Origin of the sequence: Fredinandcohnia onubensis, from assembly GCF_002734215.1 — a bacterium.
In the GTDB taxonomy this organism is placed as follows: domain Bacteria; phylum Bacillota; class Bacilli; order Bacillales; family Bacillaceae_L; genus Ferdinandcohnia; species Ferdinandcohnia onubensis.
The window spans coordinates 181,426-204,810 of record NZ_NSEB01000023.1; the positions used below are offsets into that span (position 1 = coordinate 181,426).

25 protein-coding genes are annotated in these 23,385 nt (G+C 37.6%); 21 read left to right on the forward strand and 4 right to left on the reverse strand.

Features of this window, described 5'->3' with window-relative positions; all coding sequences use genetic code 11:
• Positions 1-88: 88 nt before the first annotated feature.
• A complete protein-coding gene (locus tag CKK03_RS22100; protein WP_099353760.1) occupies positions 89-289 on the forward strand; it encodes a cold-shock protein in 201 nt (66 codons plus the stop codon).
• Between the two features lie 131 nt (positions 290-420).
• Here CKK03_RS22100 and CKK03_RS22105 read toward each other — a convergent pair whose 3' ends face one another.
• Positions 421-705, reverse strand: coding sequence for a hypothetical protein (locus CKK03_RS22105; protein ID WP_099364663.1), 285 nt, complete (start codon positions 703-705; stop codon positions 421-423).
• 88 nt (positions 706-793) lie between these two features.
• On the opposite strand from CKK03_RS22105, the gene CKK03_RS22110 reads away from it, so the two are divergent.
• From CKK03_RS22110 to CKK03_RS22200, 19 genes are all read left to right on the forward strand, one after another.
• Positions 794-1,492, forward strand: a complete 699-nt coding sequence (locus tag CKK03_RS22110) for a polysaccharide deacetylase family protein (protein ID WP_099364664.1) — start codon at positions 794-796, stop codon at positions 1,490-1,492.
• Positions 1,493-1,646: 154 nt separating this feature from the next.
• Complete coding sequence (locus CKK03_RS22115; protein WP_180271358.1) at positions 1,647-2,660, forward strand: LacI family DNA-binding transcriptional regulator; 1,014 nt, start codon at positions 1,647-1,649, stop codon at positions 2,658-2,660.
• Between the two features lie 545 nt (positions 2,661-3,205).
• On the forward strand, positions 3,206-3,976 hold the full coding sequence (locus tag CKK03_RS22120; protein WP_099364666.1) for an MBL fold metallo-hydrolase: 771 nt from the start codon (positions 3,206-3,208) through the stop codon (positions 3,974-3,976).
• Between the two features lie 206 nt (positions 3,977-4,182).
• Positions 4,183-5,022, forward strand: coding sequence for an SDR family NAD(P)-dependent oxidoreductase (locus CKK03_RS22125; RefSeq protein ID WP_099364667.1), 840 nt, complete (start codon positions 4,183-4,185; stop codon positions 5,020-5,022).
• 144 nt (positions 5,023-5,166) lie between these two features.
• A complete protein-coding gene (locus tag CKK03_RS22130; RefSeq protein WP_180271359.1) occupies positions 5,167-5,994 on the forward strand; it encodes a BtpA/SgcQ family protein in 828 nt (275 codons plus the stop codon).
• Positions 5,995-6,057: 63 nt separating this feature from the next.
• Positions 6,058-6,882, forward strand: a complete 825-nt coding sequence (locus tag CKK03_RS22135) for a BtpA/SgcQ family protein (RefSeq protein ID WP_099353754.1) — start codon at positions 6,058-6,060, stop codon at positions 6,880-6,882.
• Positions 6,883-7,054: 172 nt separating this feature from the next.
• Complete coding sequence (locus CKK03_RS22140; protein WP_099364669.1) at positions 7,055-8,029, forward strand: nucleoside hydrolase; 975 nt, start codon at positions 7,055-7,057, stop codon at positions 8,027-8,029.
• A 90-nt stretch (positions 8,030-8,119) separates the two neighbouring features.
• Positions 8,120-9,640 carry an amidohydrolase family protein gene (locus CKK03_RS22145; protein WP_099364670.1) on the forward strand — a complete coding sequence of 507 codons (1,521 nt, stop codon included), beginning with the start codon at positions 8,120-8,122 and terminating at the stop codon, positions 9,638-9,640.
• Between the two features lie 26 nt (positions 9,641-9,666).
• Positions 9,667-10,278 carry an ECF transporter S component gene (locus tag CKK03_RS22150; RefSeq protein WP_099364671.1) on the forward strand — a complete coding sequence of 204 codons (612 nt, stop codon included), beginning with the start codon at positions 9,667-9,669 and terminating at the stop codon, positions 10,276-10,278.
• A gap of 192 nt (positions 10,279-10,470) precedes the next feature.
• A complete protein-coding gene (locus CKK03_RS22155; RefSeq protein WP_099364672.1) occupies positions 10,471-11,220 on the forward strand; it encodes an energy-coupling factor transporter transmembrane component T in 750 nt (249 codons plus the stop codon).
• On the forward strand, positions 11,217-12,080 hold the full coding sequence (locus CKK03_RS22160) for an energy-coupling factor ABC transporter ATP-binding protein (RefSeq protein ID WP_099364673.1): 864 nt from the start codon (positions 11,217-11,219) through the stop codon (positions 12,078-12,080). Before CKK03_RS22155 ends, CKK03_RS22160 begins: the two co-directional genes overlap by 4 nt.
• Positions 12,077-12,901 carry an energy-coupling factor ABC transporter ATP-binding protein gene (locus tag CKK03_RS22165; protein WP_099364674.1) on the forward strand — a complete coding sequence of 275 codons (825 nt, stop codon included), beginning with the start codon at positions 12,077-12,079 and terminating at the stop codon, positions 12,899-12,901. The genes CKK03_RS22160 and CKK03_RS22165 overlap by 4 nt, the downstream gene beginning before the upstream one ends.
• A gap of 52 nt (positions 12,902-12,953) precedes the next feature.
• On the forward strand, positions 12,954-13,622 hold the full coding sequence (locus CKK03_RS22170; protein ID WP_099364675.1) for an aspartate/glutamate racemase family protein: 669 nt from the start codon (positions 12,954-12,956) through the stop codon (positions 13,620-13,622).
• Positions 13,623-13,715: 93 nt separating this feature from the next.
• Positions 13,716-14,645 carry an NAD(P)-dependent oxidoreductase gene (locus CKK03_RS22175; protein WP_099364676.1) on the forward strand — a complete coding sequence of 310 codons (930 nt, stop codon included), beginning with the start codon at positions 13,716-13,718 and terminating at the stop codon, positions 14,643-14,645.
• A 53-nt stretch (positions 14,646-14,698) separates the two neighbouring features.
• Positions 14,699-15,934, forward strand: a complete 1,236-nt coding sequence (gene otnK / locus CKK03_RS22180; protein ID WP_099364677.1) for a 3-oxo-tetronate kinase — start codon at positions 14,699-14,701, stop codon at positions 15,932-15,934.
• 16 nt (positions 15,935-15,950) lie between these two features.
• A complete protein-coding gene (locus CKK03_RS22185) occupies positions 15,951-16,541 on the forward strand; it encodes a class II aldolase/adducin family protein (protein ID WP_099364678.1) in 591 nt (196 codons plus the stop codon).
• A gap of 38 nt (positions 16,542-16,579) precedes the next feature.
• Positions 16,580-16,753 carry a XapX domain-containing protein gene (locus CKK03_RS22190; protein WP_099353743.1) on the forward strand — a complete coding sequence of 58 codons (174 nt, stop codon included), beginning with the start codon at positions 16,580-16,582 and terminating at the stop codon, positions 16,751-16,753.
• A 268-nt stretch (positions 16,754-17,021) separates the two neighbouring features.
• Entirely contained in the window at positions 17,022-17,312 is a 291-nt protein-coding gene (locus tag CKK03_RS22195) for a nucleotidyltransferase domain-containing protein (protein ID WP_099364679.1), read from the forward strand.
• A 96-nt stretch (positions 17,313-17,408) separates the two neighbouring features.
• The gene (locus CKK03_RS22200; RefSeq protein WP_099364680.1) at positions 17,409-17,855 is read left to right on the forward strand and encodes a DUF6376 family protein; all 447 of its coding nucleotides are present in this window, start codon (positions 17,409-17,411) and stop codon (positions 17,853-17,855) included.
• Between the two features lie 48 nt (positions 17,856-17,903).
• Here the strand turns inward: CKK03_RS22200 and CKK03_RS22205 are convergent, their stop codons facing one another.
• The 3 genes from CKK03_RS22205 to CKK03_RS22215 form a co-directional block, all read right to left on the reverse strand.
• Entirely contained in the window at positions 17,904-19,220 is a 1,317-nt protein-coding gene (locus CKK03_RS22205; RefSeq protein WP_099364681.1) for a short-chain fatty acid transporter, read from the reverse strand.
• A 145-nt stretch (positions 19,221-19,365) separates the two neighbouring features.
• On the reverse strand, positions 19,366-20,766 hold the full coding sequence (locus CKK03_RS22210; protein ID WP_099364682.1) for a M20/M25/M40 family metallo-hydrolase: 1,401 nt from the start codon (positions 20,764-20,766) through the stop codon (positions 19,366-19,368).
• Positions 20,767-21,094: 328 nt separating this feature from the next.
• Positions 21,095-21,559: a DUF2663 family protein gene (locus CKK03_RS22215; RefSeq protein WP_099353733.1), complete on the reverse strand. Its 465-nt coding sequence runs from the start codon at positions 21,557-21,559 to the stop codon at positions 21,095-21,097.
• 408 nt (positions 21,560-21,967) lie between these two features.
• Between CKK03_RS22215 and CKK03_RS22220 the strand changes: the two genes are divergently transcribed.
• Entirely contained in the window at positions 21,968-23,170 is a 1,203-nt protein-coding gene (locus CKK03_RS22220) for an iron-containing alcohol dehydrogenase (protein ID WP_099364683.1), read from the forward strand.
• Positions 23,171-23,385 lie beyond the last annotated feature (215 nt).

The following is a 23,385-nucleotide window of genomic DNA, read 5'->3' on the forward strand; positions in this document are numbered from 1 at the left end:
GATTAAAGATTCATTTTGTTTTTCGTCTAAGGTATTCGAACAAGGATAGTAACAAAATGTGTGGCAATCACACTAGGAGGCAATTTACATGGAACAAGGTAAAGTTAAATGGTTTAATTCAGAAAAAGGTTTTGGATTCATCGAGCGTGAAGGCGGAGAAGACGTATTCGTACATTTCTCAGCAATCCAAGGCGAAGGTTTCAAATCTTTAGACGAAGGTCAAAGTGTAACATTTGATGTTGAACAAGGACAACGTGGTCCACAAGCATCTAACGTTCGTAAAGCTTAATACTTGCGTTTAAAAAGATAAGGGATATACCGATTTCGGTATATCCCTTTTTTATGTTCCAGAGAACCACGGGGACGGTTCTTTTGGTCCCTTTTAAGAACCGTCCCCGCGGTCCGCTTACAACTCTTTGCTTAATCAATTTTCCTTAAAACCACAGTTTGCGCAGTCGCAGCTATACTTCCGGCGAGAACAGTAAGTTCATATTTTACCCCATCAATGAGTAACTCCGAGACTTTATTACTCGTTATGTTTTTTATGATCGAAAGCGTCTCAACTTTTTTTCCTTCCTGTGTGAGGTATTCAACAACTGCTTCGTGAAACTTCTCGGGTTCTTTGTACCATTTGTACCAATCATCTAACTCAAATCGAATCACATTGCCTTTTTCAATAAATGATTTTACAAACTTTTTAAACATAGAAGATCTCCTATTCCAAATTATGGTTTCTATTATCCTGTTAATTTTACTATAATAGAAGTTCAATAAAATGAAAAGGAAGTTAACGATGAAAAGAAAACTAGCAATTAGTGGATTCGTTATTATCATTATTTTTCTTGCTTTATTCGGCAGCTACAAGTTAATGAACTCAAGGTCATTCCAATTATTTGGCGGGCTTACGCAGCATGTTGAGACTGATCAAAAGGTAGTTGCATTGACATTTGACGATGGACCGACTGAAAATGTGAACGAAATCCTACCGCTTTTGGATAAATATGATGTGGAGGCAACATTCTTTTTAATTGGGCAAGATATCGAGAAATATCAAGAGGAAGCGAAGAAAATTGCTGAAGCTGGGCATCAGCTTGGGAATCATACGTATTCCCATAACCGCATGATTTTCAAATCTCCATCCTTTATCAAAGAGGAAATTGAAAAAACAGATGAACTGATCCGTACAGCAGGGTATGAAGGAGAAATTGACTTCCGCCCACCAAACAGTAAAAAGCTCGTTGGATTACCTTACTATCTCTACAAGCAAAAGAAAGACACAATCACCATGAATATTGAACCGGATACCTTTTACACCGATACAGATGATCGAATACAGTATGTCAAAGAACAAATAATCCCGGGTTCTATCATCTTGATGCACCCTATGTATGAAGATAGCGATAAAGTTTTAGCCGAAATTGAGGGAATCATCCAATCACTTAAGGATGAGGGGTACAGGTTTGTGACTGTGAATGAGTTGCAGGGGATGTAAATTGTCTTAATATAATACAAATTCCTAAGAAGAACCATTATTTATATCCGATGGTTCTTTTTGCAATAAAAGGAAAACGACAAAGTTTGTAGAATTATATATTATAATAGATATGAAAAAATATGAGGAAACGTTTCCACGAGGATGTGTTGTGATGGTAACAATAAAGGATGTTGCTAAAGAAGCTAGAGTATCAATTTCTACTGTATCGAGAGTACTTAATAAGAGTGGGTATACAAGTGAAAAAACGAGAGAAAAGGTTCTTAATGCAGTTAAGAAACTTAATTATCAAGGGAGTTTGGTAGCTGCTGCAATGATTAAGAAACAAACATTAACTCTTGGTTTAATCATACCTGACATAAAAAATATTTTTTATTCAGATTTGACTAGAGCTGTAGAAGATTGTGCAAATAGTCATGGCTTTAACATTTTTTTATGTAATACTGATAACAATTTACAAAAAGAAGCAGAGTATATACACCTATTGATTGCTAAGGGAGTCGATGGGATTATTTTTTCATCTCCAGAAGTAGATAATGAAAATATTAAAGAATTGAAGCAAAGGTATCCTGAACTTCCTATTGCTATATTAGGAGGCAAATTTCCGAACTTAATTCTTAATGAAATAGTAGTTGATAATGTTGATGGGGCACTTAAAGCGATGAGACATCTTCTAGAATTAGGGCATAAGGATATTGCATTTATTGGTGGGGACTTTGAATCTTACGCGTCAATTGAAAGGCACCAAGGGTACAAATTAGCATTGAATGAAAGTGGAGTTCCTATAAATGACGAATTTGTTATTTTTGACAAGTTCTATATTGAAAGCGGGTACAAAAATGCATTGAAATTATTACAAAAAAATAATAGACCTACAGCAATCTTTGCGGGAAGCGACAGCATTGCTGTAGGGATCTTTAAAGCTGCTAGGAAACTTAATATTAATATTCCCGAACAATTATCTGTTGTTGGTTTTGATGATTCCCAATATGCAGAAATTTTGTCTCCTATGCTTACAACCATTCGTACACCTATTAAAGAAATGGGTCAAAGGGCAATAGAAATCATTGTTAAAACAATCAAGGAAAAGCAAATAAATAAAGAAACGGTTCTATTTTATCCAACTCTTATTGTAAGGGAATCAACTATGGAAGTAGAGGTAAAGTGAGTGATCGAGTGAAAAAATTCGGAATAATATTGATAGAATCGAAGTTAATTTTTATATTAATATAATTTTATAAATTTTCAAAAAAGTCTTGAAAGTGGTCTATTAAGTATGTATAATTTGATTTAAATAAGTGGAAACGTTTCCACTTATTTAAATCATTTTTTTGTTAGCGAGATAAAATTTTTAATATTTACCCAAATAAACAATCAATGCATATGTGCAATTAAACAACTGCAGAAGAAACCTCACATGTATAGACACCTTCATGAATCTATAACAAACAGTTTTTCATTTTTCCTCAATTATGCAAATCATAAGTTTCAATAATGAATTGGTTGGAGGTGGGTTTTTTTCTGGAAACGTTTCCAGAAATAGTCCTAAAGGACTATTTACTTATTCATTTACTGACATAGTTCAATCCTGAAATTTTAGTATTAATCTTCATTAAAAGATAACATTTACTTTTTAAAAAACATTTCTTAATTCAATCTCTTGCTAGTTTTTCAAGGTGTATAACTTTATTACTAAGGAGAAAGGGGATAGTAATGTTCGACTATAACATATTTATTCAAGGATTTCCCGGAAAGTCCTCAACCCATGGGGGGCTTGGATGGAGTACAGTTACCTTGTTGTCCCACAATGATCAAAATATTATTATTGATGTCGGCAGTTTCGGAGTCAGGCCACTAATATTAGATAAGTTACGAGACAAAGGTTTGTCTCCAAGTGATATTTCTATGGTTTTATTGACCCATACGCATTGGGATCATTGTGTGAATTGGACATTATTTCCTAACGCAACCATTGTAGTGGGGCGAGTGGATATGAATTGGGCATTAAATGAACCACCTGGAGGGTGGCATGTACCTGAATTGTATGTTAAGGAATTGAATTCTTCCACACAAATAAGGTTAGTCGACCATCTTGAAGAAATTGTTCCTGGAATTGTTGCGCATCAAACTAAAGGACATTCACCAGGTCATTTGGCATACAGCGTAAACAATGGTGATTATGATTTGATATTTAGTGGGGATGCCGCTAAAAATAGGGCTGAGCTTTTATCAAGGAATGTAGATATGACGCTAAATCTCTCAGATAGCCAAAATTCAATTGATTATTTATGGAGTATGTGGAAAGAAAAGAAGAACAGTATTTTAATACCTGGACACGATATACCTATGAAACTTGTTAATGGGGAACCTATTTATCTCAATAAAAGGGAAGTAGATTTACAATACTGGGTTTCCGATACATTAGAGGATTATACAACTATAGAATTGGCTGAGGAAACAATGTTAGCTAAACATACAAAATAAGATTACCAAACTTCTTTAAATTTAAGGGGGTGGTTAAGTAAATATAATGAAAGGGTTTACATATTGGTGTCTTGTAAATTTGCAGTTTTAGCGTTTTATTTAAATTCAGTAGAAATAGAGATGATTGAGTATCAAGTAAGTCGTTTGTCGGCAGAATTTTACCCTAACGGAATAAAAAACTGAAATTAGATGGGGTGTGAAAACAATTGAGTGATAAGAAAAAACAACGTGTTATAGTGACCGGTGGCTCAAAGGGACTCGGCCGAGGAATCGCCCTAGCTTTCGCTGAAATAGGTGCATCGGTAGTCATTGCTGATATTGACGCTGACGCGGGTGAGCGTTGTGTGCAGGAAATCATCGAATCTGGTGGCCAAGGTCTATTCGTATATACGGATGTAGCTTCAAGTGACGATGTAAAAAGGCTTTTTGAGGAGGCTCACCATTTCCAAGGCGGTATAGATGTGCTCGTTAATAATGCAGGCATTGGTCACGGTCCACTCTCAGAAAGACACTTTTTAAAAACTGACTACGCTATGTGGGAAAACCTAATGAATATACACGTTAATGGTCTTTACCACTGTAGCCAAATGGCAGCAAAAGCAATGGTTCACCAAGGTGAGGGCGGGGTCATTATTAATATGAGTTCAGGTGGAGCTACACGCGCACATCGAAATCGTGTCGCTTACGACGCTACGAAAGGTGCAATAGAGGCGGCTACACGAGCAATGGCACTTGATCTAGCTCCATGGAAAATCCGTGTGAATGCCGTGATGCCAGGTGCTATCTGGGTTGAAAATCGAACAGCAGTTGGAGAAGAGTCCTCGCCAGACAATCTCATTCCGCTTGGTAGACTCGGAATGCCTAAAGACGTTGGTCAAGGTGTTCGCTTCTTAGCATCACCGGAAGCTTCTTACATCACAGGCCATGTCTTAGCTATTGATGGTGGACTCACTTCTCAGCTTCGGGCACCGAGTATGGATGCTGATGTTGCACTCTCTATCGATGAAATCGAATTAGATATGGTACCTACCGGGAGCAAAGAATAAATGCGTACCCGTATGAGATACAGCATTAACTTCTAGAAGATTCATAGAAATGAGCAAATGATTGGGACTTCACTCAGTATACCAGCAGTCAACCATGTTAAATACATGAAAATAATAGATATGAAAAATGAGGAGGAAAATGTTATGAAAACGTCATTTACAAATATTTTCGGTGTAGAAAAACCAGTATTAGGAATGGTTCATTTAGGTCCACTACCTGGATCCCCCCTATATGATGGAAATATCGAGCGAGTATTAGAAGCAGCAATCCGTGATGCAAAAAGTCTTGAAAAGGGTGGAGCTAGTTCTGTTATGGTAGAAAACTTTAATGACTACCCATTTTACCCAGAAACAGAGGAACCTGAAACAGTAGCAGCGATGACTTTGATTGCACACGAAATTCGCCGGGAAGTGAAGCTTCCAATGGGAATTAATATTCTACGAAACTCTTGGAAATCTGCGCTAGCGGTTGCTGGAACAGTGGGGGCTGATTTTATTAGACTTAACGTCCTAACAGATGCGTATGTAACTGACCAAGGTCTTATCAACGGTACAGCGCACTTAGTTGCAAGATATCGAAAATTTCTTGGTTTGGAGAATAAAGTTAGGATTTTTGCTGACATTCAAACAAAACATGCAGCTCCTTTAGCGGCTCGACCTATAGATGTCTTGGCTCGTGATACAGCCTATCGTGGAATGGCAGACGCTATCATTCTTGCGGGTGAAGAATCAGCTCAACCACCTTCAATTGAGAATTTAGAGGCAGTTAGGGCTGCGGTTCCTGATGTTCCAATCATTATCGGCAGTGGAATGAAAGTTGAAACTGCTCATTTACTCAAATATGCGGATGGGGCTGTCTTTGGATATGGGGCGAAAATTGACGATATCATGACGAACCCAGTTGACGAGGACAAAACACGTCGCTTCTGCGAAGGTGTAGAAAGAGAAAGAACATCTTTATTAGTTAAGTAGTAAATAGTTCCTAATTGCTTCGGTCTAAATTATAAATTTACAAATAATAAGGAGGAATTTGTTATGAAAACGTCATTTACAAATATTTTTGGTGTAGAAAAACCAGTATTAGGAATGGTTCATTTAGGTCCATTACCTGGATCACCCCTATATGATGGAAATATCGAGCGAGTATTAGAAGCAGCAATCCGTGATGCAAAAAGTCTTGAAAAGGGCGGAGCTAGCTCTGTAATGGTAGAAAACTTTAATGACTACCCATTTTACCCAGAAACAGAGGAACCTGAAACAGTAGCAGCGATGACTTTGATTGCGCACGAAATTCGCCGCGAAGTGAAACTTCCAATGGGAATTAATATTCTACGAAACTCTTGGAAATCTGCGCTAGCAGTTGCAGGAACAGTTGGAGCAGATTTTATTAGACTCAATGTCCTAACGGATGCGTATGTAACTGACCAAGGTCTTATCAACGGTACAGCGCACTTAGTAGCGAGATATAGAAAATTTCTTGGTTTAGAGAACAAAGTCAAGATTTTCGCTGACATTCAAACAAAACATGCGGCTCCATTAGCGGCTCGACCTATAGATGTCTTGGCTCGTGATACAGCTTATCGTGGAATGGCAGACGCTATCATCCTTGCCGGAGAGGAATCAGCTCAACCTCCTTCAATTGAGAATTTAGAGGCAGTAAGGAATGCAGTCCCTGATGTTCCAATCATTATCGGCAGTGGAATGAAGGTTGAAACTGCCCACCTACTAAAATATGCGGATGGGGCAGTCTTTGGATATGGGGCAAAAATTGATGATATCATGACGAACCCAGTAGATGAGGACAAAACACGTCGCTTCTGCGAAGGTGTAGATAAAGAAAGAAACGCTCAATTGGTTTAGTAGTACACGGTTTTAATAGAATCAGAGTTTGAAGGTTTTGGGGCCACTTTTGGCCCCTTATACAAACCGAAACCTTACTCTAATTAGAGTTTGGTACTAATGCATCCTACTTTATTTTTACTATAAATAGAGTGGCAAAATTTTAAATTATGTAAGGGGAGGATTATAAATTATGGTGGAACGAGTAATTATTGACACTGATCCGGGTGTCGACGACCTTGCCGCAATCTATCTTGCGCTCGCGTCCCCGGAGCTACGTGTCGAAGCTTTGACAACAGTATATGGAAATATTGAGGTGGAAACTGCAACGCATAATGCGCTTTCATTACTTGAATTAGCAGGTAGAACTGATATTCCTGTTTACCGTGGAGCTAGCAAACCTCTCATACGTCAACCATACTTTGCCAAGCACATTCACGGCAACAATGGTTTTGGTGGCGTAGAGGCCCCAAGCCCTACTGTATCTGAGGCGAGTGAGTATGCAGCAATGGAGATTGTAAGGCGCTGTAACGAAGCACCAAATGAAATCACTATTTTAGCGTTGGGACCAGTAACCAATGTTGCTCTTGCTCTCTCAATAGACCCTAGTCTAGCAGAGAAGGTGAAAAGAATCATTGTTATGGGTGGTGCAGTCCGTGTTGCCGGAAACTATTCCCCTGTTGCGTCCTTTAACTTAGCAAGTGATCCTGAGGCTGCAAGAGTTATGTATGAATCCGGTGCGCCAATTGTTCAGGTAGGTCTAGATGTATGTACAAAGGTGCGAATTTCACAAGAAAATCTTGAACGCATTAGGGTTACGAATACTCGTCCAGGAGCTTTCCTCCTAGAGGCGGCTGAATTCCGACGTAAGGCATATATTGCCGCCAAGCAAACTTCAGAAACGGAGACAGGTGTTTATTTTAATGACGTACCAGCAGTTGCCTATGCGCTTTGGCCTGAACTCTTCAAAGTACAGTCGGCCTTTGTTTCTATTGAGACAGCGGGGGAACGTACAGCTGGTCAGACTGTCGTTGAGTTTACGGGACAGTGGGGTCATTCAGAACACAATACCTTGATCCTAATGGATGTTGACGGAGAGAGTGTGGCGAAACGTTTTGCCGAACGTATTTCTACTTTAGAAACACAATATGTCGAGCCTTATAAATAAATTGATCTTAAAATTTTCAAAAAGCAGTAACAAACCCAAATTTTCGTCTTTATTCATTTTATTAGATAAGTTCTAAAAAGGGGTGGCATAATGTCGACTCTCATTAAAAACGCCACAATTATTACGATGGACGATCATGCAAGTATCATCCAGGGCAGCATTTTGGTTGAAGAAGGGTTCATAAAAGAAGTTATCCCACACAACTTTGGGAGTGAACCAACAATTCAGGCCAATGAAACAATCGATGGGTCTGAAATGCTTGTAATGCCTGGTATGACAAATGCACATTATCACTCCTATTCGAATCTATTGAGAGGGACAACTAGCGATTTTCCATTAGAAATATGGTCTCTATATACAACGGCATATGGCTATTCGCTTGATGATGAAGATATATACAATGCGGTGCTTTTAGGTTTAATAGACATGATCAAAAGTGGTGTTACTAGTTGTATTGACCATTTTCCACATATAAAAAGATCAGAAGCAGCACTTAAAGCATATGAGGCTTCATCAATCAGAGTTGGATTTGCACCAATGATGCATGATGTACCGGATCATCATTTTCTTCCAGTTGAGTTACCAATAGAAATGAAGAGGAAACTTGATGAAACGCCACCAATATCAGTTGAAGAAATGAGAGCGTTTTATATATCTCTAATTAACAAGTGGCACGATAAGAATAGTAGAATTCAAATTTTAATAGGTCCAAATGCACCGCAGCGATGTTCGGAGGAAATGCTTGCGTTAAGTAAAGAATTAAGTGATCAACATGGAGCATATGTTCATACGCATCTTTTGGAAACGAAAATTCAAAAGGAAATCGGTGATACTACGTTTTCGGGTGGAATAATAGGCAGACTACAAGAGCAGCAATTGCTCTCAAAACGACTGTCCACTCCCCATTCTATCTGGCTTGAAGATGATGAGATAAACATTTTAGCGAGGCATGGTGTTTCACTAGTTCATAATCCGGTTAGTAATATGATGCTTGGAAGTGGGAGAGCAAAAATTTCATCCTATCTCCAAAAAGGGATTAATGTAGCCTTGGGAACAGACTCCTCCAATTGTGGGATCTCTCATAACCTTTTTGAAGCAATGAGGATAGCTGTTATGCATAGTCGACAAGAACAATCTAACTTCCACGAATGGCTGAAACCAGTAGATGTGCTTAAAATGGCTACAATTGGCGGAGCATACTTACTAGGTGAAGAGAAAAAGCGAGGGAAAATTAAACAAGGTTATGAAGCGGATCTAGTTTTATTAACCAAAAAATCACCTGCTTTGGCTATGAATGCAGATCTCATCTCTCAGCTTGTGTATTACGAGAATGGAAGTTCAATAGAATCGGTAATGGTCAAGGGAGAATGGGTCCTTAAGAATCGTAAAATTACTTCATTTGATGAAGAGGCGGTCCTGCAATCAGTAAAAGAAATATATGAATCCCTTGCTGAAAAAAGTAGAGCAAGCCTTCAATTGGCGAATGAATATGAACCATACTTCACCAAAATGTATGAAAAAATTCATCATAATTTGGGGGAGAAAAAAGCTAGTAGTAGATTGGATTCTACTAATGAGCATGTAATTCTTGAAGAAAATAAAACTCTGTAAAACCCATATAAAAAGGAGGACGAAATATGAAAAGTATAAAAAAAGATTTTACACTTATTGCCATTTTGCTCATTCCCATTGGTGTTGCAGTCAATGTAGTTGCAGGGGAATTGGTTGAATTACTAAAAATCCCTCTCTTCTTAAATCAAATTGGCACGATGATTGTTGCGATGGTAGCTGGTCCTTGGGTTGGTGCAGTAACAGGAGGGGTCTCAAAACTAATATTTGGGATATTCAACCCTACTCAGTTGGCGTTTATGCCGGTTGCTATGGCTTCAGGAATTGTTGTGGGTCTCATGGCAAAAAAGGGGATGACAAAAAATGTTTGGAAGGTTGGTATAACGGGTTTTATTGTGGCAATTGTTGCGATATTAATCGCGACCCCGACAACTGTTATTGTATTTGGTGGAGCTTCTGGAACTGGATCAGATACCATCACTGCTGTACTTTTAGCTTCAGGTAAAGAAATATGGACAGCGGTTATTACTCAAAAGATATTTGTTGAAAGTATTGATAAAATCCTTTCGATAATGGTTGCCTATATGATTGTTCGGAAGATGTCAGATCAATATCTATCTAAACAAAACTATGGTCACCTATATATTAATAACAACAATAATAATAAACTTGGAGCTTAAAAGAATTTCATAAAGGCATGGGGTGAAACTGTCGATAACTGCGCTTTCACTGCATCACTCACCCCATTATGTCGTGTTTCTACAATCCTTATATATATTTTAGGTAAATAAGAGGGCTTGAGAGTATTAGCCCAATTTTTTGCCATGAATCAGCGAAAAAATGAACCTTAATATGAAAGGGGAGATACACATATGGAAAAACTAAGAAGCTTTATTCTAAATCTTTATCCAACTACTAAATTCTTTGTTGCTGTCTTTTTGATGATAACTCCATTACTGTTACCAGGTTATATATATTCATATTTGGCCCCCGTTTTGTGCTTAATAATTGCTATGGTAGCTGGAAAAACAAAGCTATATGTCGACATCGTCTTTAAGGGATTGATATCGATTGTTGTCATGATTTTTCTTTTGCAATCATTTTTCTATCCAGGAGATACCATATTATGGTCATGGAGCATATTCTCCATTAAACAAGAAGGAATTGATTTTAGTTTACAATTAACATCCAAAATATTAGCGGTGGGATCAGCAATTGTTTTATTTTTCCAGATTACAAAAATTAATGATTTATCCCGTTCTTTAGAAATATTAGGAGTTTCGCCAAAAGCTACCTATGTACTTTCATCCGCACTTAATATTATTCCAGAGATGAGGCTGCATTTATTACGAATTATGGATGCACAAAGAACTCGCGGTGTTGAAACTGAAGGAAATCTTAGTATACGAATGAAAGCATTTATCCCGGCATTAACCCCACTGATATTATCATCATTTTCAAGCACAGATGAGAAAGCTATCACTTTAGAATCTAGGGCTTTTACAGCCCGGACCAAAAAGACCAGTTTACACCAATTGGAAAAGACTAAGAGTGATAATTTAGTAAGAGCTATATTATTAATTTTATTGGTTTCCATCTTGATCTGGAGGTTTTTCTTATGAGTGGAATAGAGATCAGAAATCTATCTTACAAGTACCCTACTGGTAGTGAAAAGGTTTTGCATGATATTAATCTTTCAATAGAAAGCGGAAAGTTTTATGCCTTCATTGGTGTTAATGGCGGGGGAAAGACAACACTTTGTAATGTAATTCGAGGTTTTATTCCACATTTTTTTAAGGGAGATAGAAGTGGAGAAGTGCTGATTGACGGTAAGGATGTTAGTGATTGGGATACAAGTGATCTTGCACAGAAGGTGGGGTTTGTTTTCCAAAATCCTTTTACCCAAATCAGTGGTGTGAAGGAAACTGTTTTTGATGAGATCGCTTTTGGACTGGAGAATCTAGGTGTTGAAGTTAGTGTTATTAAACAGAAGGTTCAAGGCATCATTAGTTTGCTTGGTATTGAGTATATCCAACACAAGAACCCGAATGAGCTATCAGGTGGACAAAAACAAAGAGTGGCTTTAGCATCGATTATCGTAATGGAGCCAGATATTCTCATTTTTGATGAACCAACATCACAATTGGATCCACAAGGTACGGAGGAAATATTTAAAGCAATCGATATTATGAAGAAAAAAGGAAAAACAATTATATTAGTAGAGCACAAAATCGAATTAATTGCTGAGTATGCAGACTATGTGATCGTTCTTCAGGATGGACATATTAAAAGACAAGGAAGAACGGAAGATGTGCTTTCTGAAGAAGATACACAGGACTATGGTGTAGGATTAACCCAATATACACTATTAGATTTACAAATGAGAAAACACAATATGCATACAGAAAGAATACCAATTACTGAAAGAGACTCCGTTCAAGTGATGAAACAATGGATGGAATTACAAGGGGTGAAATCATGAGCTTTTTAACTTTAAATGACGTTACCTATTGTTATCCCAATGGTTTTAAAGCTGTTGAAAATGTCAGCATGACTTTCGAAAAGGGTGAATCGGTAGCCATAATTGGACAAAATGGTGCTGGGAAAACAACAACAGTGAAAATGATGAATGGATTAATAAAGCCAACGCAAGGTGATGTGATCATCGATGGCTTAAATACAAAAGATTATACAACTGCTCAAATTTCTAAAAAGGTAGGTTATGTCTTTCAAAATCCTGATGATCAAATTTTTCACGAAAATGTAAAAAGTGAAATTAGGTTTGGGCCTAAAAACCTTGGGTTTTCTGAGCAGCAGATCGAAGAAAATGTAATGAAGGCTGCAGAGTTGACAGGGATTGTGCCATTGTTAAATATACATCCATATAATTTACCTTATTCCTTGAAAAAGTTTGTCACAATTGCCTCGGTGATTGCGATGGATACAGACACGATTATCTTAGATGAGCCAACAGCTGGTCAAGACTCTCTCGCAATTCAAAGATTAGGTTCCATTATTGATTCATTAGTTCAAGAAGGGAAGACGATTATTACCATTACACATGATATGGAATTTGTCGTGAATAACTTTGAACGTGTCATCGTGATGGCAAATAAGAGAGTAGTTGAGGATAATCATAAGCAAGAAATTTTCTGGAATCATGGTGTCTTGGAAGAAGCAATGTTAAAACAGCCTCATATCAGTCGATTAAGTAATACCTTAAATTTAAATGAAAAAGTATTAGATATAAATCAAATGATAGATGTACTAAAAAAAACATCAAGTAAGTTAGAGGTTATTTAATAAAGTGGCAGTATGAAACTCTCTAACTACTAAAACACAAAGGAGAATCGAAATGAAAATTGGTATTATTCATGCAACGTGTAATGCTGTACCACCTTTAAATGCAGCATTCAAACAGCTAGCTCCAGAAGTAACGGTTTTAAACTTTGTTGATGAAAATATCCAGTACCATGCAAACCAAATTAATGGAATTGATGACAAATTATATCGAGATTTTGTCAACATGGCCAATAAAGCACAGGAAGCGGGAGTAGATGCGATTATTGTAGCATGCACCGTACTGACCCCTGTAGTGAATACAGTTAAGCCATTTATATCAGTACCAATCTTTGCGGTGGATCGACCGATGTTAGAAAAGGCAGTTACTCATTATAAAAAAATAGGCGTTGTTGCAACTACTGCACCATCAGGACCAGCGACAAAAGCACAATTAGAAAAACTTGCGAAAGAATTGGGTAAAGAAGTTGAAGTAGATACACAAATTAGTACGCAGGCTATGACAGAATTGAAAGCCGGTAATGAGGAAGAACATAATCATTTTAATCGTATTGCGGCAGCGGAATTGCAAAAAAGAGGTTGTGAAGTGATTATTCTTGCCCAAATCACACAGGCATGTGCTGAATCTGAAACTAGTACATTAGGACTCCCGGTGTTTACAAGTCCGAAAGAAGCGGTAAGAGCGGTAATCAGTGAATTAGAACGTAATAAAGTAAATGCTTAGTTACGGAAAAATACAAAAGAGAGAAGTAATCAATTATAGTACTTATTCGTTGTAGCCCTTGAAATATATTCAAACAAAAGAGGAGAGATTTCAATGAAAGTAAGTTTTATTGGATTAGGCGTAATGGGCACAGGTATGGCATTCAATCTTGCAAAGGGAGAAAAAGAAGGTGAGTATGATTATCTTGTGTGTGATGCAAATCCAAATGCATTAGAGCAATTTAAGGCACAAGGGATTAAAACAACAACTAAAATCATAGATACAGCAGATAGTGATTATATATTTCTTTGTCTACCAGACTTAGAGATTGTGAAGAATGTTGTAGTCGGTGAAAACGGCTTATTAAAATATATGGAACCAGGTCAGAAAATTATTGACTTTAGCACAATTAGTTATTTAGGTGCAGTCGAAATTGCGGAAACCTGTAGAGAAAATGGAATTGAATATATGGATTGTCCTATTTCTGGCCATCCGAGAACAACTATCGACGGAACACTTACTATCATGTGTGGCGGGAATGAAAAATTATTTCATACAATAAAACCTATGCTTGATCGAATGGGGAAACAGATACTCTACATGGGTGAAAACGGGGCTGGACAACTTACGAAGATGATTAATAACTGTGTATTAAATATTTGCTGCGCAAGCTTTAGTGAACTCTTACCAGTTGGTGTAAAACTTGGTTTAGATCCAGAAAAACTAGGTGACGTATTAATGACGGCAACAGGTTCAAGTTTTGCTTCAAAAACATTGATTCCTAAGGTTTTAGAAGGGAATTTTGAACATAGCTTTTCACTAGAAAGAGCATATAAAGACATGGAAAGCATGAATGAAGTATTAATGAAATACCAAATTCCACTACCAACTTTGAGTGGAACAATGCAAACCTACCAACTTGCTTTACAAAACGGACAGGGTGATTTCTACAAGCATGCTATGATTTGTTACTTTGAAGATCTATTGGGTGTAAAGGTACGTAAAAAAAACTATGAACAAGCAGAAGCTGAATTGGTTAAGTAACAAACGTTTTGAGAATGTCAGTGTAGATAAAAACATAATAAGGGGTGAATCGAGTGCGCTTTGGTGTTATTGCAGATGATTTTACCGGTGGTAGTGACATCGCTTCTTTCTTTGTGAAAGGTGGACTTAGTACGGTTTTATACAATGGAGTACCGAAAATTGATGAGGCTCCAAAGGCAGAGGTATGTGTAATCGCCTTAAAAACCCGTACTCAAAATCCAAAAGACGCTGTCAAAGATTCACTCGAGGCGATAGGCTGGTTAAAAGAGAAAGGTGCACAACAGTTTTATATAAAATATTGCTCTACATTTGATTCCACACCAGAGGGTAACATTGGACCTATTTGTGATGCTGTAATGGAAGAGCTAGAAGTTCCTTATACGATTCTTTGTCCTGCACTTCCAGTAAATGGACGTACTGTCAAACAAGGTTATTTATATGTAAATGGAGTTCCATTACATAAGAGTCCAATGAAGAATCATCCGCTTACACCAATGTGGGATAGTGATCTGGTTCGTTTAATGGATGCACAAAGCAAATTTTCCAGTGTAAAAATGTCAGACGCTTTATACAAGGAAGAAGTAGATGAACTAATTACAAGAATAACAACACAAAGTAAGTATTCCCATTTTTATATCGTGCCAGATTACGAGAAAGAAGAAGATGCGGAAAAGCTGGTTCAGTTATTTGGAGGACTCAAACTTCTAACTGGTGGCAGTGGACTAGCGTACCCATTGGCGAAAATGTATAAGGAAAATGCGGATGCGGATGGATTTGAACGGTCTAATACTCCAGCATTACTATTAGCAGGAAGTTGTAGTGAAGCGACTCGAAACCAGATATTAGAATATCAAAAGTCTGGTGGTAAAACTTATTTTATGGATCCAATTAAATTGACTTCAGGTTTAGAAACGGTCGAAAAGATATGGAATGTGATTTCTCAAAACAAAGAAGAATCAATCTTAGTATATAGCAGCGACACACCTGAGAATGTGAAACGGATTCAGCAACAAGGTAAGGAAGATGTTGCTGCGAAATTAGAAAACGCAACTGCAGATTTAGCAGAACTTGCAGTTCAAGCTGGGTTTCACAGAATCATTGTTGCAGGCGGAGAAACGAGTGGAGCTGTAGCAAAAAGGCTTGGGTATAATGGATACCATATAGGAGATAGTATCGCACCTGGAGTACCAATCATGATACCAATAGAAGATAATAGAATTCGAATGGTGTTTAAGAGTGGAAACTTTGGAAAATCTGATTTTTTCCTTCAAGCCTTATCTTTAACATAAGAGAGAAGTGGTAAATATGAATCATACATTAGATAAGAAGATTGAAGATGCTATTTGGGTTGCCAAAAGTCTCTTTCAACGTGGTAAAGCAAGTGGCAGCGTTGCGAATCTAAGCTTTCTACATGAAGAAAAAATTTATGTAACTGCTACTGGAACATGCTTTGGAACTCTAAAACCAGAAGAGTTTGCTGTTATGGACTTAGATGGAATTCAATATGATGAAGTAAAACCAAGCAAGGAATGGCCGTTACATTTGTCCGTATACAAAGCTAAACCAGATACCGGTGCAGTTCTTCATGTACATAGCACTTATAGTGTGCTTTGGAGTTGTCTACCTGATCTAAATGAATCAGATTGTATGCCGGATCATACTCCATATTTAAAAATGAAATTGGGAACTGTGGGCTTAATTCCATATGAAAAACCCGGTAGTCAAGAATTGTTTAACGTATTTGAAAAACGAGTAAATGCTAGTGATGGCTGGCTGCTGAGCCATCACGGCCCGGTCGTACCAGGAAAAGATATCATGGAAGCATTTTTTGCATTAGAAGAATTAGAGGAAAGTGCGCACATTGCTTGGGAGCTTCGAAAACTTAATACAGAGTGACATAGAAATTTGTCACACTTTAGAAGAAGGTGAAGATAATGTTGCATATTATATTAGCTGTTTTTGCTGGTTTACTGATTGGTTTTTTATTTGGACTGACTAAACTACCGATTCCAGCACCACCAACTTTATCAGGTATCGGGGGAATTCTTGGTATTTATTTAGGTTATAAAATCTATTTATCTATCTTACCTGTAATAACAAAGTTATAATGTTATTCCATATATGAAGCTAATACGGTTGCTACCTCATGACCTTGTCGGAATTCCGCAAGGTCTATTCCATTTGATTGGAGATAACACTACAACGGACAGAGAAAAGGGTCTATGACAGTCACCCATTATGACATTCTTTTAAATATTGGGACACACGGTTAATACTAATGGTGTATACACTACTTAAAAGAAGAATAGAGGTGTCATTCTGGGTACTGTTGAGGTGTACGGGTTAAGTCAATATTCCAAGGATGAACTAACATCAATGATTATGTCTCATATTGACGAGAAACTTGATGATTTTGATATTGAAGTGAAAAAGATTGCCATTATCGGGAGTCGTCTATACGGTAATGTTCATGAAGAAAGTGATTTAGATATTGTTATCGAATACAGTGGAACTGAACGAGAAGACGATGTTTTCCATAATCTCATGGAGGAACCTCTATATATCGAACATATCAAAGTTGATTTCTTACCGTATTGGGATTTAAATGGTGAGGGAATTGGGAATCGCAAGCATATTATTCTTTTGGATAGTTCGTATCATTACTAGTAATTGACGTTGAAAACAAGGGGTCGGCTAAGAAAATTGAAACCTTTCCCGTTTTGTATCGTATATGAAGTATGCTTACAAACAGGAGGGGATATAGTGAAGAAACGATTTTTAGTTTTTTCTTTAATAGGGTTACTATTTCTTGGGGCTTGTTCCGTCCTTGAGGATGTTAATAATACATTAACGTACGTGAATGAGGCAACTGATTATGTGAATGAGGTAAGTACATTTGTTAACGAGGCTCCCAGCCTAGCAGAACAGGCAGTTACCGATGAACAATCAAGAACAGAGCTCGAAACCATGTTAACTGATATGCAGGAAGACATGAATTCTTTTAACGCGCTTCAACCACCAGGAGTCGCAGAGGACCTTCATCAGCAAATCGTTGATTATAACCAACAAGCAGAAGAAGGCATTAATTTGTATCTAGATAATATCGAGAATGGACAATTAGATCCAGCTCTTCTTGAAAATAGTGAGTTATTTCAAACGTTACAGAACGTAACAAATACAATTGATCAGATCCAACAATTAGGCAATTAAACATAAACAGGCGCAGCTCTTTAAAAAGAGGTTGCGCCTGTTTTCTATTCAGTACACAAAATAAATCAATATCGAAGTCACAATCCCAATCCACACACTTAGTAGAATACAATAGCCCATAATGTGTCGAATATGAAGTCCAACAATACTTAAGATCGGCAAGGCCCAGAATGGTTGGATGAGGTTCGTCCAGGCATCTCCCCAGCCGACTGCCATCGCGATCACGGCAGGATCGGCACCTAGTTCCATTCCTGCAGGTACTTGGAGTGGACCTTGTAGTGCCCACTGTCCTCCGCCTGATGGAGCTAAGATATTGACAAGTCCAGCCGTCCAATACGTAAACACACCAAATGTTTCTGCGCTGGAAATGGATGTCATACCCCTGATAATGGTATCGGCAAGTCCGGAGCTACCGAGTAGTGCGATAATCCCCGCATAGAAAGGAAATTGTAGAATGATAGGCGAAATAGATCCGGCAGCTTCTTTAAAGGCAATTCCATATTGCGCAAGTGAGCGGTGAAAGAGTAGTCCTAATGATAAAAATAAGATATTAATAAGGTTCAAGTTAAGATCCACACTTTTAGCGAATTGTAGCAACACATAAACGATACCAACCAAGCCAATTAAAATACCCAAAATAGGTGTGTTCTCTAAACGAATGGCAGGTGAATTGCTGTCTTCTTTGGAAACGACTGCTGCTTTGGGTGGTTCCGTTTTTGCTGTAAATGGGATGATATTCTTTTTTGGAGCCATTAATAGGATAAAAATAGGAATTGTAATGAGTAGTGCAAAGAAAATGATTACCGTACCTGGGTGGAAGATAGTTTCAGAGGTTGGGATAACGCCCATTACATCGGCGAGAAAGTGATCTTCTGTTGCGATTGTTAGAAGGATTGAGCTGGAAAGCCCGGCTGTATAGAGCACTGTAGGAGCATAGGCACATGCGACCAAAAGTGGGAAGTGAGCATTTTTATTCCTCTTACCGACCTCACGAGCGACGATGGCACCGACGACTACAGCGAGCCCCCAGTTAATATAATACGCAGCAGCCGAAATCAAGAACGTGAATAAATAGGCCTTTGTTGCCGTATTCGCTTTAGCTGAGATAGCCTCTAAACCTCTCCGGACAAAAGGAACCGAAGCAAGGACCATCCCCGTCATTAGCAGGAGTACCATTTGCATTGTAAACGCTAAATAAGTCCAAAAACCGTCTCCATACGACTGAAACAAATTAGCTGGATCAGCAGGAGCTGTAAAAAAGGCCAAGACAAACACAAACAAAGTCATCAACACTGCAATAACAAACGCATCAGGCAAATACCGCTGAATCACACGTGAAAAGCGTTCTGACACTCTGTTTAACATTTTTTCCCCTCCTTTTTACTACAAAAGGTATGAGGGGAGGGGATATTGTATGACTTGTTTTCAATAAGTCTCTTTGGAGTATCCTTCCTTAACTGAAAAATGAACAAGCAAGGCCAAATGGCCTTGCTTGTTGTTTAATTCTTTCTTATTTTAAAGACTGCTCATGATATAACTCAAGGTCTGCTTTCACTTTAGGCCCTTTTTTAGGTTTTGGTCCCATATTGTCAAAACGGGCTTGATCATAGATGGCGGAACCTACGATTTCAGCAACATCTTGAAGTTTTTCCTTACTAATTTTGTCTAGTGAGTCTTCTGGTGTATGATACCAAGGCTCTGATGGGCTATGAATGAATAATGCAGCAGGGATTCCAGCTTCTGCAAATGGAACATGGTCACTTCTACCACCAGCATAAAATGGAGTAGGTTCCCCATTCAATCTTGTACTTGATGCTTGTGCAAGCTCAGTTACTAGATTTGGTTTACCATCAAGTGTCGCCATTGTTAGGTTACCTGCATCACGACTTCCGACCATATCTAGGTTAAAATTTGCGATAATACGATCGAGGTCGTCCTCAGGTAGATTTGCCACATAATGTGCGGAGCCTAATAGTCCATTTTCCTCAGCACCAAATGTAATGAAACGAATTTCGGTATCTGTAGGAATGTCTTTAAAGACACGTGCTAGCTCAAGTGTCATAGCGGTACCTGATGCATCGTCATTTGCTCCCGGTGCACCTGCTACGGAGTCGTGGTGAGCCCCAACAACAATTACATCATTTGTATCTTTTTTCTTATTCGTTGGCTTCTTTGTTGCGATTACATTATGAGAAGTACTTTCACCAGCTCTTGCACCATCAACCTGGAGCGAAGTATGAAGCACCTCTCCATTTACAAGTGCTTCATGCAGTGCATCACCTTCTGCTTTCGTTAATGCTACAGCAGGTACATACTTGTCATTCGCTTCTCCAAGAGTTCCATTTATAGCTCCTGAAGTATTGTTGAAAATAATAACTCCTAGTGCTCCTTTGTCAGCAGCATTAAGCACTTTCTCCGCAAACGAGATCTCGCCACGCTGAATAAGCGCAATTTTTCCAGTAAGGTCAGTGTCTTGAAGTTCAGCGACTGTCCCTAATCCTGCATAAACTAGTTCCCCTGACACATTTCCATTTACAGTGTAGGTGAAAGAACTTGGCTGGAGGGTACCATCATAGCCATTAACCGAAAGTTCAATTGAACTTGGAGGTGTATAGCCATAGAAGGTAAATGGTTGAATTTCAGTTTCATATCCATAGGATTCGAATTGTTCTTTTATGTATTGAACAGCGTTGTGTTCTGCTTCAGTCCCTGCAACACGCGGTGTTTCAGAAAGGGATGCAATATTGTTATAAATATTGTCTACATTTAGTTGATTAATCACCTTGTGATCAAAGAACTTCTCCTTCTGAGATTGTGTCACTTCGATTGGTTTTGCAAATACTGCAGGTGTAGCAATAGCCCCAAATGCAAGTGTTGTAGTAAGTCCAAACGATATTACTAGTTTTTTCATAAAATTCCTCCCTTTACTAGATTCATAGTACAAGTTAAAGTTTATATCATTCGGAAAATTCAAATAAGTGTAGGAATCCTTAGACAATGATAGGCTTAAACTCCTGTTTACACTTCAAAGTGGCTAGAAAAGGACTTACTTCCTATGAGGAAAATACTTCCAACGCTGTATCTTAGGCGGGAACGAGGGGAGGCTGTTAGTGCCGAAGTAACAGCCATTACCGTAAATCAAGTGCACTATTTTTCTTTGATGAAGCATTTCTGCTAACAAAAGTAAAGGCTGCCGGTCCCGATAAGCTAAAGCGTGGGGCAGGCAGCCTTTTTTATACCTATTTCGTTTTATGATTAATCTTGATATCATGTTTTTTCACATACTCATAGATTTGCTGATTTGTTATATCATCATATTTTTTTACCCATTCTTTATTCGATAGATCAACAATTTCATTCCGTAGGGCGTGGTATTCATCCTTTGCTTTTTCTTTTAAATCAAAGGTGAATTTTGAAGTGAAATATAATACTGCCCCGAAAAATAAATCCCTCACAAGATTTTTATTAGTAAACAACGTATCTATAATTGTAAAACTGCCAAATACATCTGGAGTATATAAGACATATTTAATAAATGTGTAGAAGGCATACCCAATTAACGTATACAAGAAAAAGCTATGCATGCTTTTTTTTCTATTATGTTTTTCGTTAAAGTCAAGTAATCGATCCAACGAATCTCCATCAGCCCTTGATATACGAGTACCTTCCTGATGCCAAGGTGCGGCAAAGCCATTATCTGCCATTGTGCTCCCCCTTACATTATACATTCACCATTCTATTCGTATGGTATATATTATTTTTTGATTGAGAGGAATATGACAAGCTATTTGTAAAAAATGCATAATAAGTACTTTTGTTTCCATAAGTGAAAAATGTACAACCTATAAATGTTGTTTTGTCTGACTCCAACCTCGTATCCTGCAAGAACATACGGTTAAAATTGCTAGGGTTTCGATTGGACTTAACGCAAAGCCATATTAGTTTAAAAGAGAGGCAAGGATTTAGCTCTTCAAATATCTAGTAGTCTTTTAATAATAATTATTGAATAAAATGGTAATACGTGAATAATTGTTAAAATCAATTGGATTGGAAATAAGGACGTTGCAATTAGTTCAACCGTAATTTGCAAACAAAACTAGGGAGGGAAAGAAATGAGTTCGATTTCAAGTGTCTATATGCCTAGAGCTATTTTTTATGGATCTGATTCTTTTAAACTGTTAGGGGTAGAAACTAGGAAACTAGGAACTAAAGCTCTTATCATTAGTGACAGAGTGATGGAGGATATTGGTTATGTTGATGAATGTAAAAATATTGTTAATGAAGAAGGAATTGAGCATTCAACCTATTTGGATATAACATCCGAACCGACTGACATATTCGTAGATGAAGCCCTGGAAGTCTTTAAACAAAATAATTGTGATGTCATTATTGCATTAGGTGGAGGAAGTTGTATTGACACGGCAAAAGCTGTTGCCGTAATTGCTACAAGTGGGGGAAGGATTAGTGATTTTATAGGGAATAAAAAAATCGCTGATAAGAAGGCTATTCCTCTAATTGCAATTCCTACCACTGCGGGTACTGGATCTGAAGCAACAGATGTAACAGTTATAACAAATACAAGAAATGATGTAAAAATGATGATTAAACAACCGGCGTTTTTACCAGAAGTCGCTATAGTTGATCCTTTGCTTACACTCTCTTCTCCAAAGCATATCACATCAGCAACTGGGGTAGATGCCTTAACCCATGCAATCGAAGCATATATTTCAAGACGCTCACATCCATTCACAGATACCCTTGCTTTATCCGCCATCAAATTGATTTACGATAACATAGAAGAAGTTTGTAAGAATGGTAACAATATTTTAGCAAGAGAAAAAATGTCATTAGGAGCCTTAAAAGCTGGCATCGCATTTTCAAATGCATCTGTTTGTTTAGTTCATGGAATGTCTAGACCAATAGGAGCCTTATTTCATGTACCACATGGAGTTTCAAATGCAATGCTGCTACCTGCAATTTTAGAATATAGTAAATCAGCTTGCATTGAAAAGTTAGCTAATATTGGACTGTTTATTAAACCGGAGTTAAATGATTACTCAAATGAAGAAATTGCAAATATCGTTGTACGAGAAATAAAGCAACTTTGTTTGCATTTGAATATCCCTAATATGAAAGAGTGGGGAATAGAAAAACAAGAATTAGATAAAGTAGTTAGAAAAATGGCGAAAGACGCTATTGCAAGTGGAAGTCCTGGAAACAATCCAAGAATTCCTACAGAAGAAGAAATTATTAAATTATATGAACTTTGTTTTGATTACAAGATGAATGAAGGTGTTAATGAATCAATCTTATAATTGGTTTAGATATTTTAAACTAGTTCACTTACTTCTGGACTAGTTTTTTTTATATCTAAATTCTCCAACAACAGTACTTTCTTAGGTAAAAAGAAGGATTTTTCGACACGATAATGGAAACTATTTAACAATAGATAAATTTATCGAGGTGACATCATGCTTAAGCAAGGGATATACGAAGAAATAATTTCACAGAAATTAAAAAAGGATATTGG

What these genes read in the sequence shown, in the direction of transcription:
- CKK03_RS22145 (WP_099364670.1), top strand. Translation starts at nt 8,120, where the DNA reads ATGTCGACTCTCATTAAAAACGCCACAATTATTACGATGGACGATCAT.
- CKK03_RS22160 (WP_099364673.1), top strand. Translation starts at nt 11,217, where the DNA reads ATGAGTGGAATAGAGATCAGAAATCTATCTTACAAGTACCCTACTGGT.
- CKK03_RS22140 (WP_099364669.1), top strand. Translation starts at nt 7,055, where the DNA reads ATGGTGGAACGAGTAATTATTGACACTGATCCGGGTGTCGACGACCTT.
- CKK03_RS22155 (WP_099364672.1), top strand. Translation starts at nt 10,471, where the DNA reads ATGGAAAAACTAAGAAGCTTTATTCTAAATCTTTATCCAACTACTAAA.
- CKK03_RS22205 (WP_099364681.1), bottom strand. Translation starts at nt 19,220, where the DNA reads ATGTTAAACAGAGTGTCAGAACGCTTTTCACGTGTGATTCAGCGGTAT.
- CKK03_RS22170 (WP_099364675.1), top strand. Translation starts at nt 12,954, where the DNA reads ATGAAAATTGGTATTATTCATGCAACGTGTAATGCTGTACCACCTTTA.
- CKK03_RS22185 (WP_099364678.1), top strand. Translation starts at nt 15,951, where the DNA reads ATGAATCATACATTAGATAAGAAGATTGAAGATGCTATTTGGGTTGCC.
- CKK03_RS22220 (WP_099364683.1), top strand. Translation starts at nt 21,968, where the DNA reads ATGAGTTCGATTTCAAGTGTCTATATGCCTAGAGCTATTTTTTATGGA.
- CKK03_RS22210 (WP_099364682.1), bottom strand. Translation starts at nt 20,766, where the DNA reads ATGAAAAAACTAGTAATATCGTTTGGACTTACTACAACACTTGCATTT.
- CKK03_RS22100 (WP_099353760.1), top strand. Translation starts at nt 89, where the DNA reads ATGGAACAAGGTAAAGTTAAATGGTTTAATTCAGAAAAAGGTTTTGGA.
- CKK03_RS22165 (WP_099364674.1), top strand. Translation starts at nt 12,077, where the DNA reads ATGAGCTTTTTAACTTTAAATGACGTTACCTATTGTTATCCCAATGGT.
- CKK03_RS22120 (WP_099364666.1), top strand. Translation starts at nt 3,206, where the DNA reads ATGTTCGACTATAACATATTTATTCAAGGATTTCCCGGAAAGTCCTCA.
- CKK03_RS22115 (WP_180271358.1), top strand. Translation starts at nt 1,647, where the DNA reads ATGGTAACAATAAAGGATGTTGCTAAAGAAGCTAGAGTATCAATTTCT.
- CKK03_RS22190 (WP_099353743.1), top strand. Translation starts at nt 16,580, where the DNA reads ATGTTGCATATTATATTAGCTGTTTTTGCTGGTTTACTGATTGGTTTT.
- CKK03_RS22105 (WP_099364663.1), bottom strand. Translation starts at nt 705, where the DNA reads ATGTTTAAAAAGTTTGTAAAATCATTTATTGAAAAAGGCAATGTGATT.
- CKK03_RS22195 (WP_099364679.1), top strand. Translation starts at nt 17,022, where the DNA reads ATGATTATGTCTCATATTGACGAGAAACTTGATGATTTTGATATTGAA.
- CKK03_RS22130 (WP_180271359.1), top strand. Translation starts at nt 5,167, where the DNA reads ATGAAAACGTCATTTACAAATATTTTCGGTGTAGAAAAACCAGTATTA.
- CKK03_RS22110 (WP_099364664.1), top strand. Translation starts at nt 794, where the DNA reads ATGAAAAGAAAACTAGCAATTAGTGGATTCGTTATTATCATTATTTTT.
- CKK03_RS22150 (WP_099364671.1), top strand. Translation starts at nt 9,667, where the DNA reads ATGAAAAGTATAAAAAAAGATTTTACACTTATTGCCATTTTGCTCATT.
- CKK03_RS22135 (WP_099353754.1), top strand. Translation starts at nt 6,058, where the DNA reads ATGAAAACGTCATTTACAAATATTTTTGGTGTAGAAAAACCAGTATTA.
- CKK03_RS22175 (WP_099364676.1), top strand. Translation starts at nt 13,716, where the DNA reads ATGAAAGTAAGTTTTATTGGATTAGGCGTAATGGGCACAGGTATGGCA.
- CKK03_RS22215 (WP_099353733.1), bottom strand. Translation starts at nt 21,559, where the DNA reads ATGGCAGATAATGGCTTTGCCGCACCTTGGCATCAGGAAGGTACTCGT.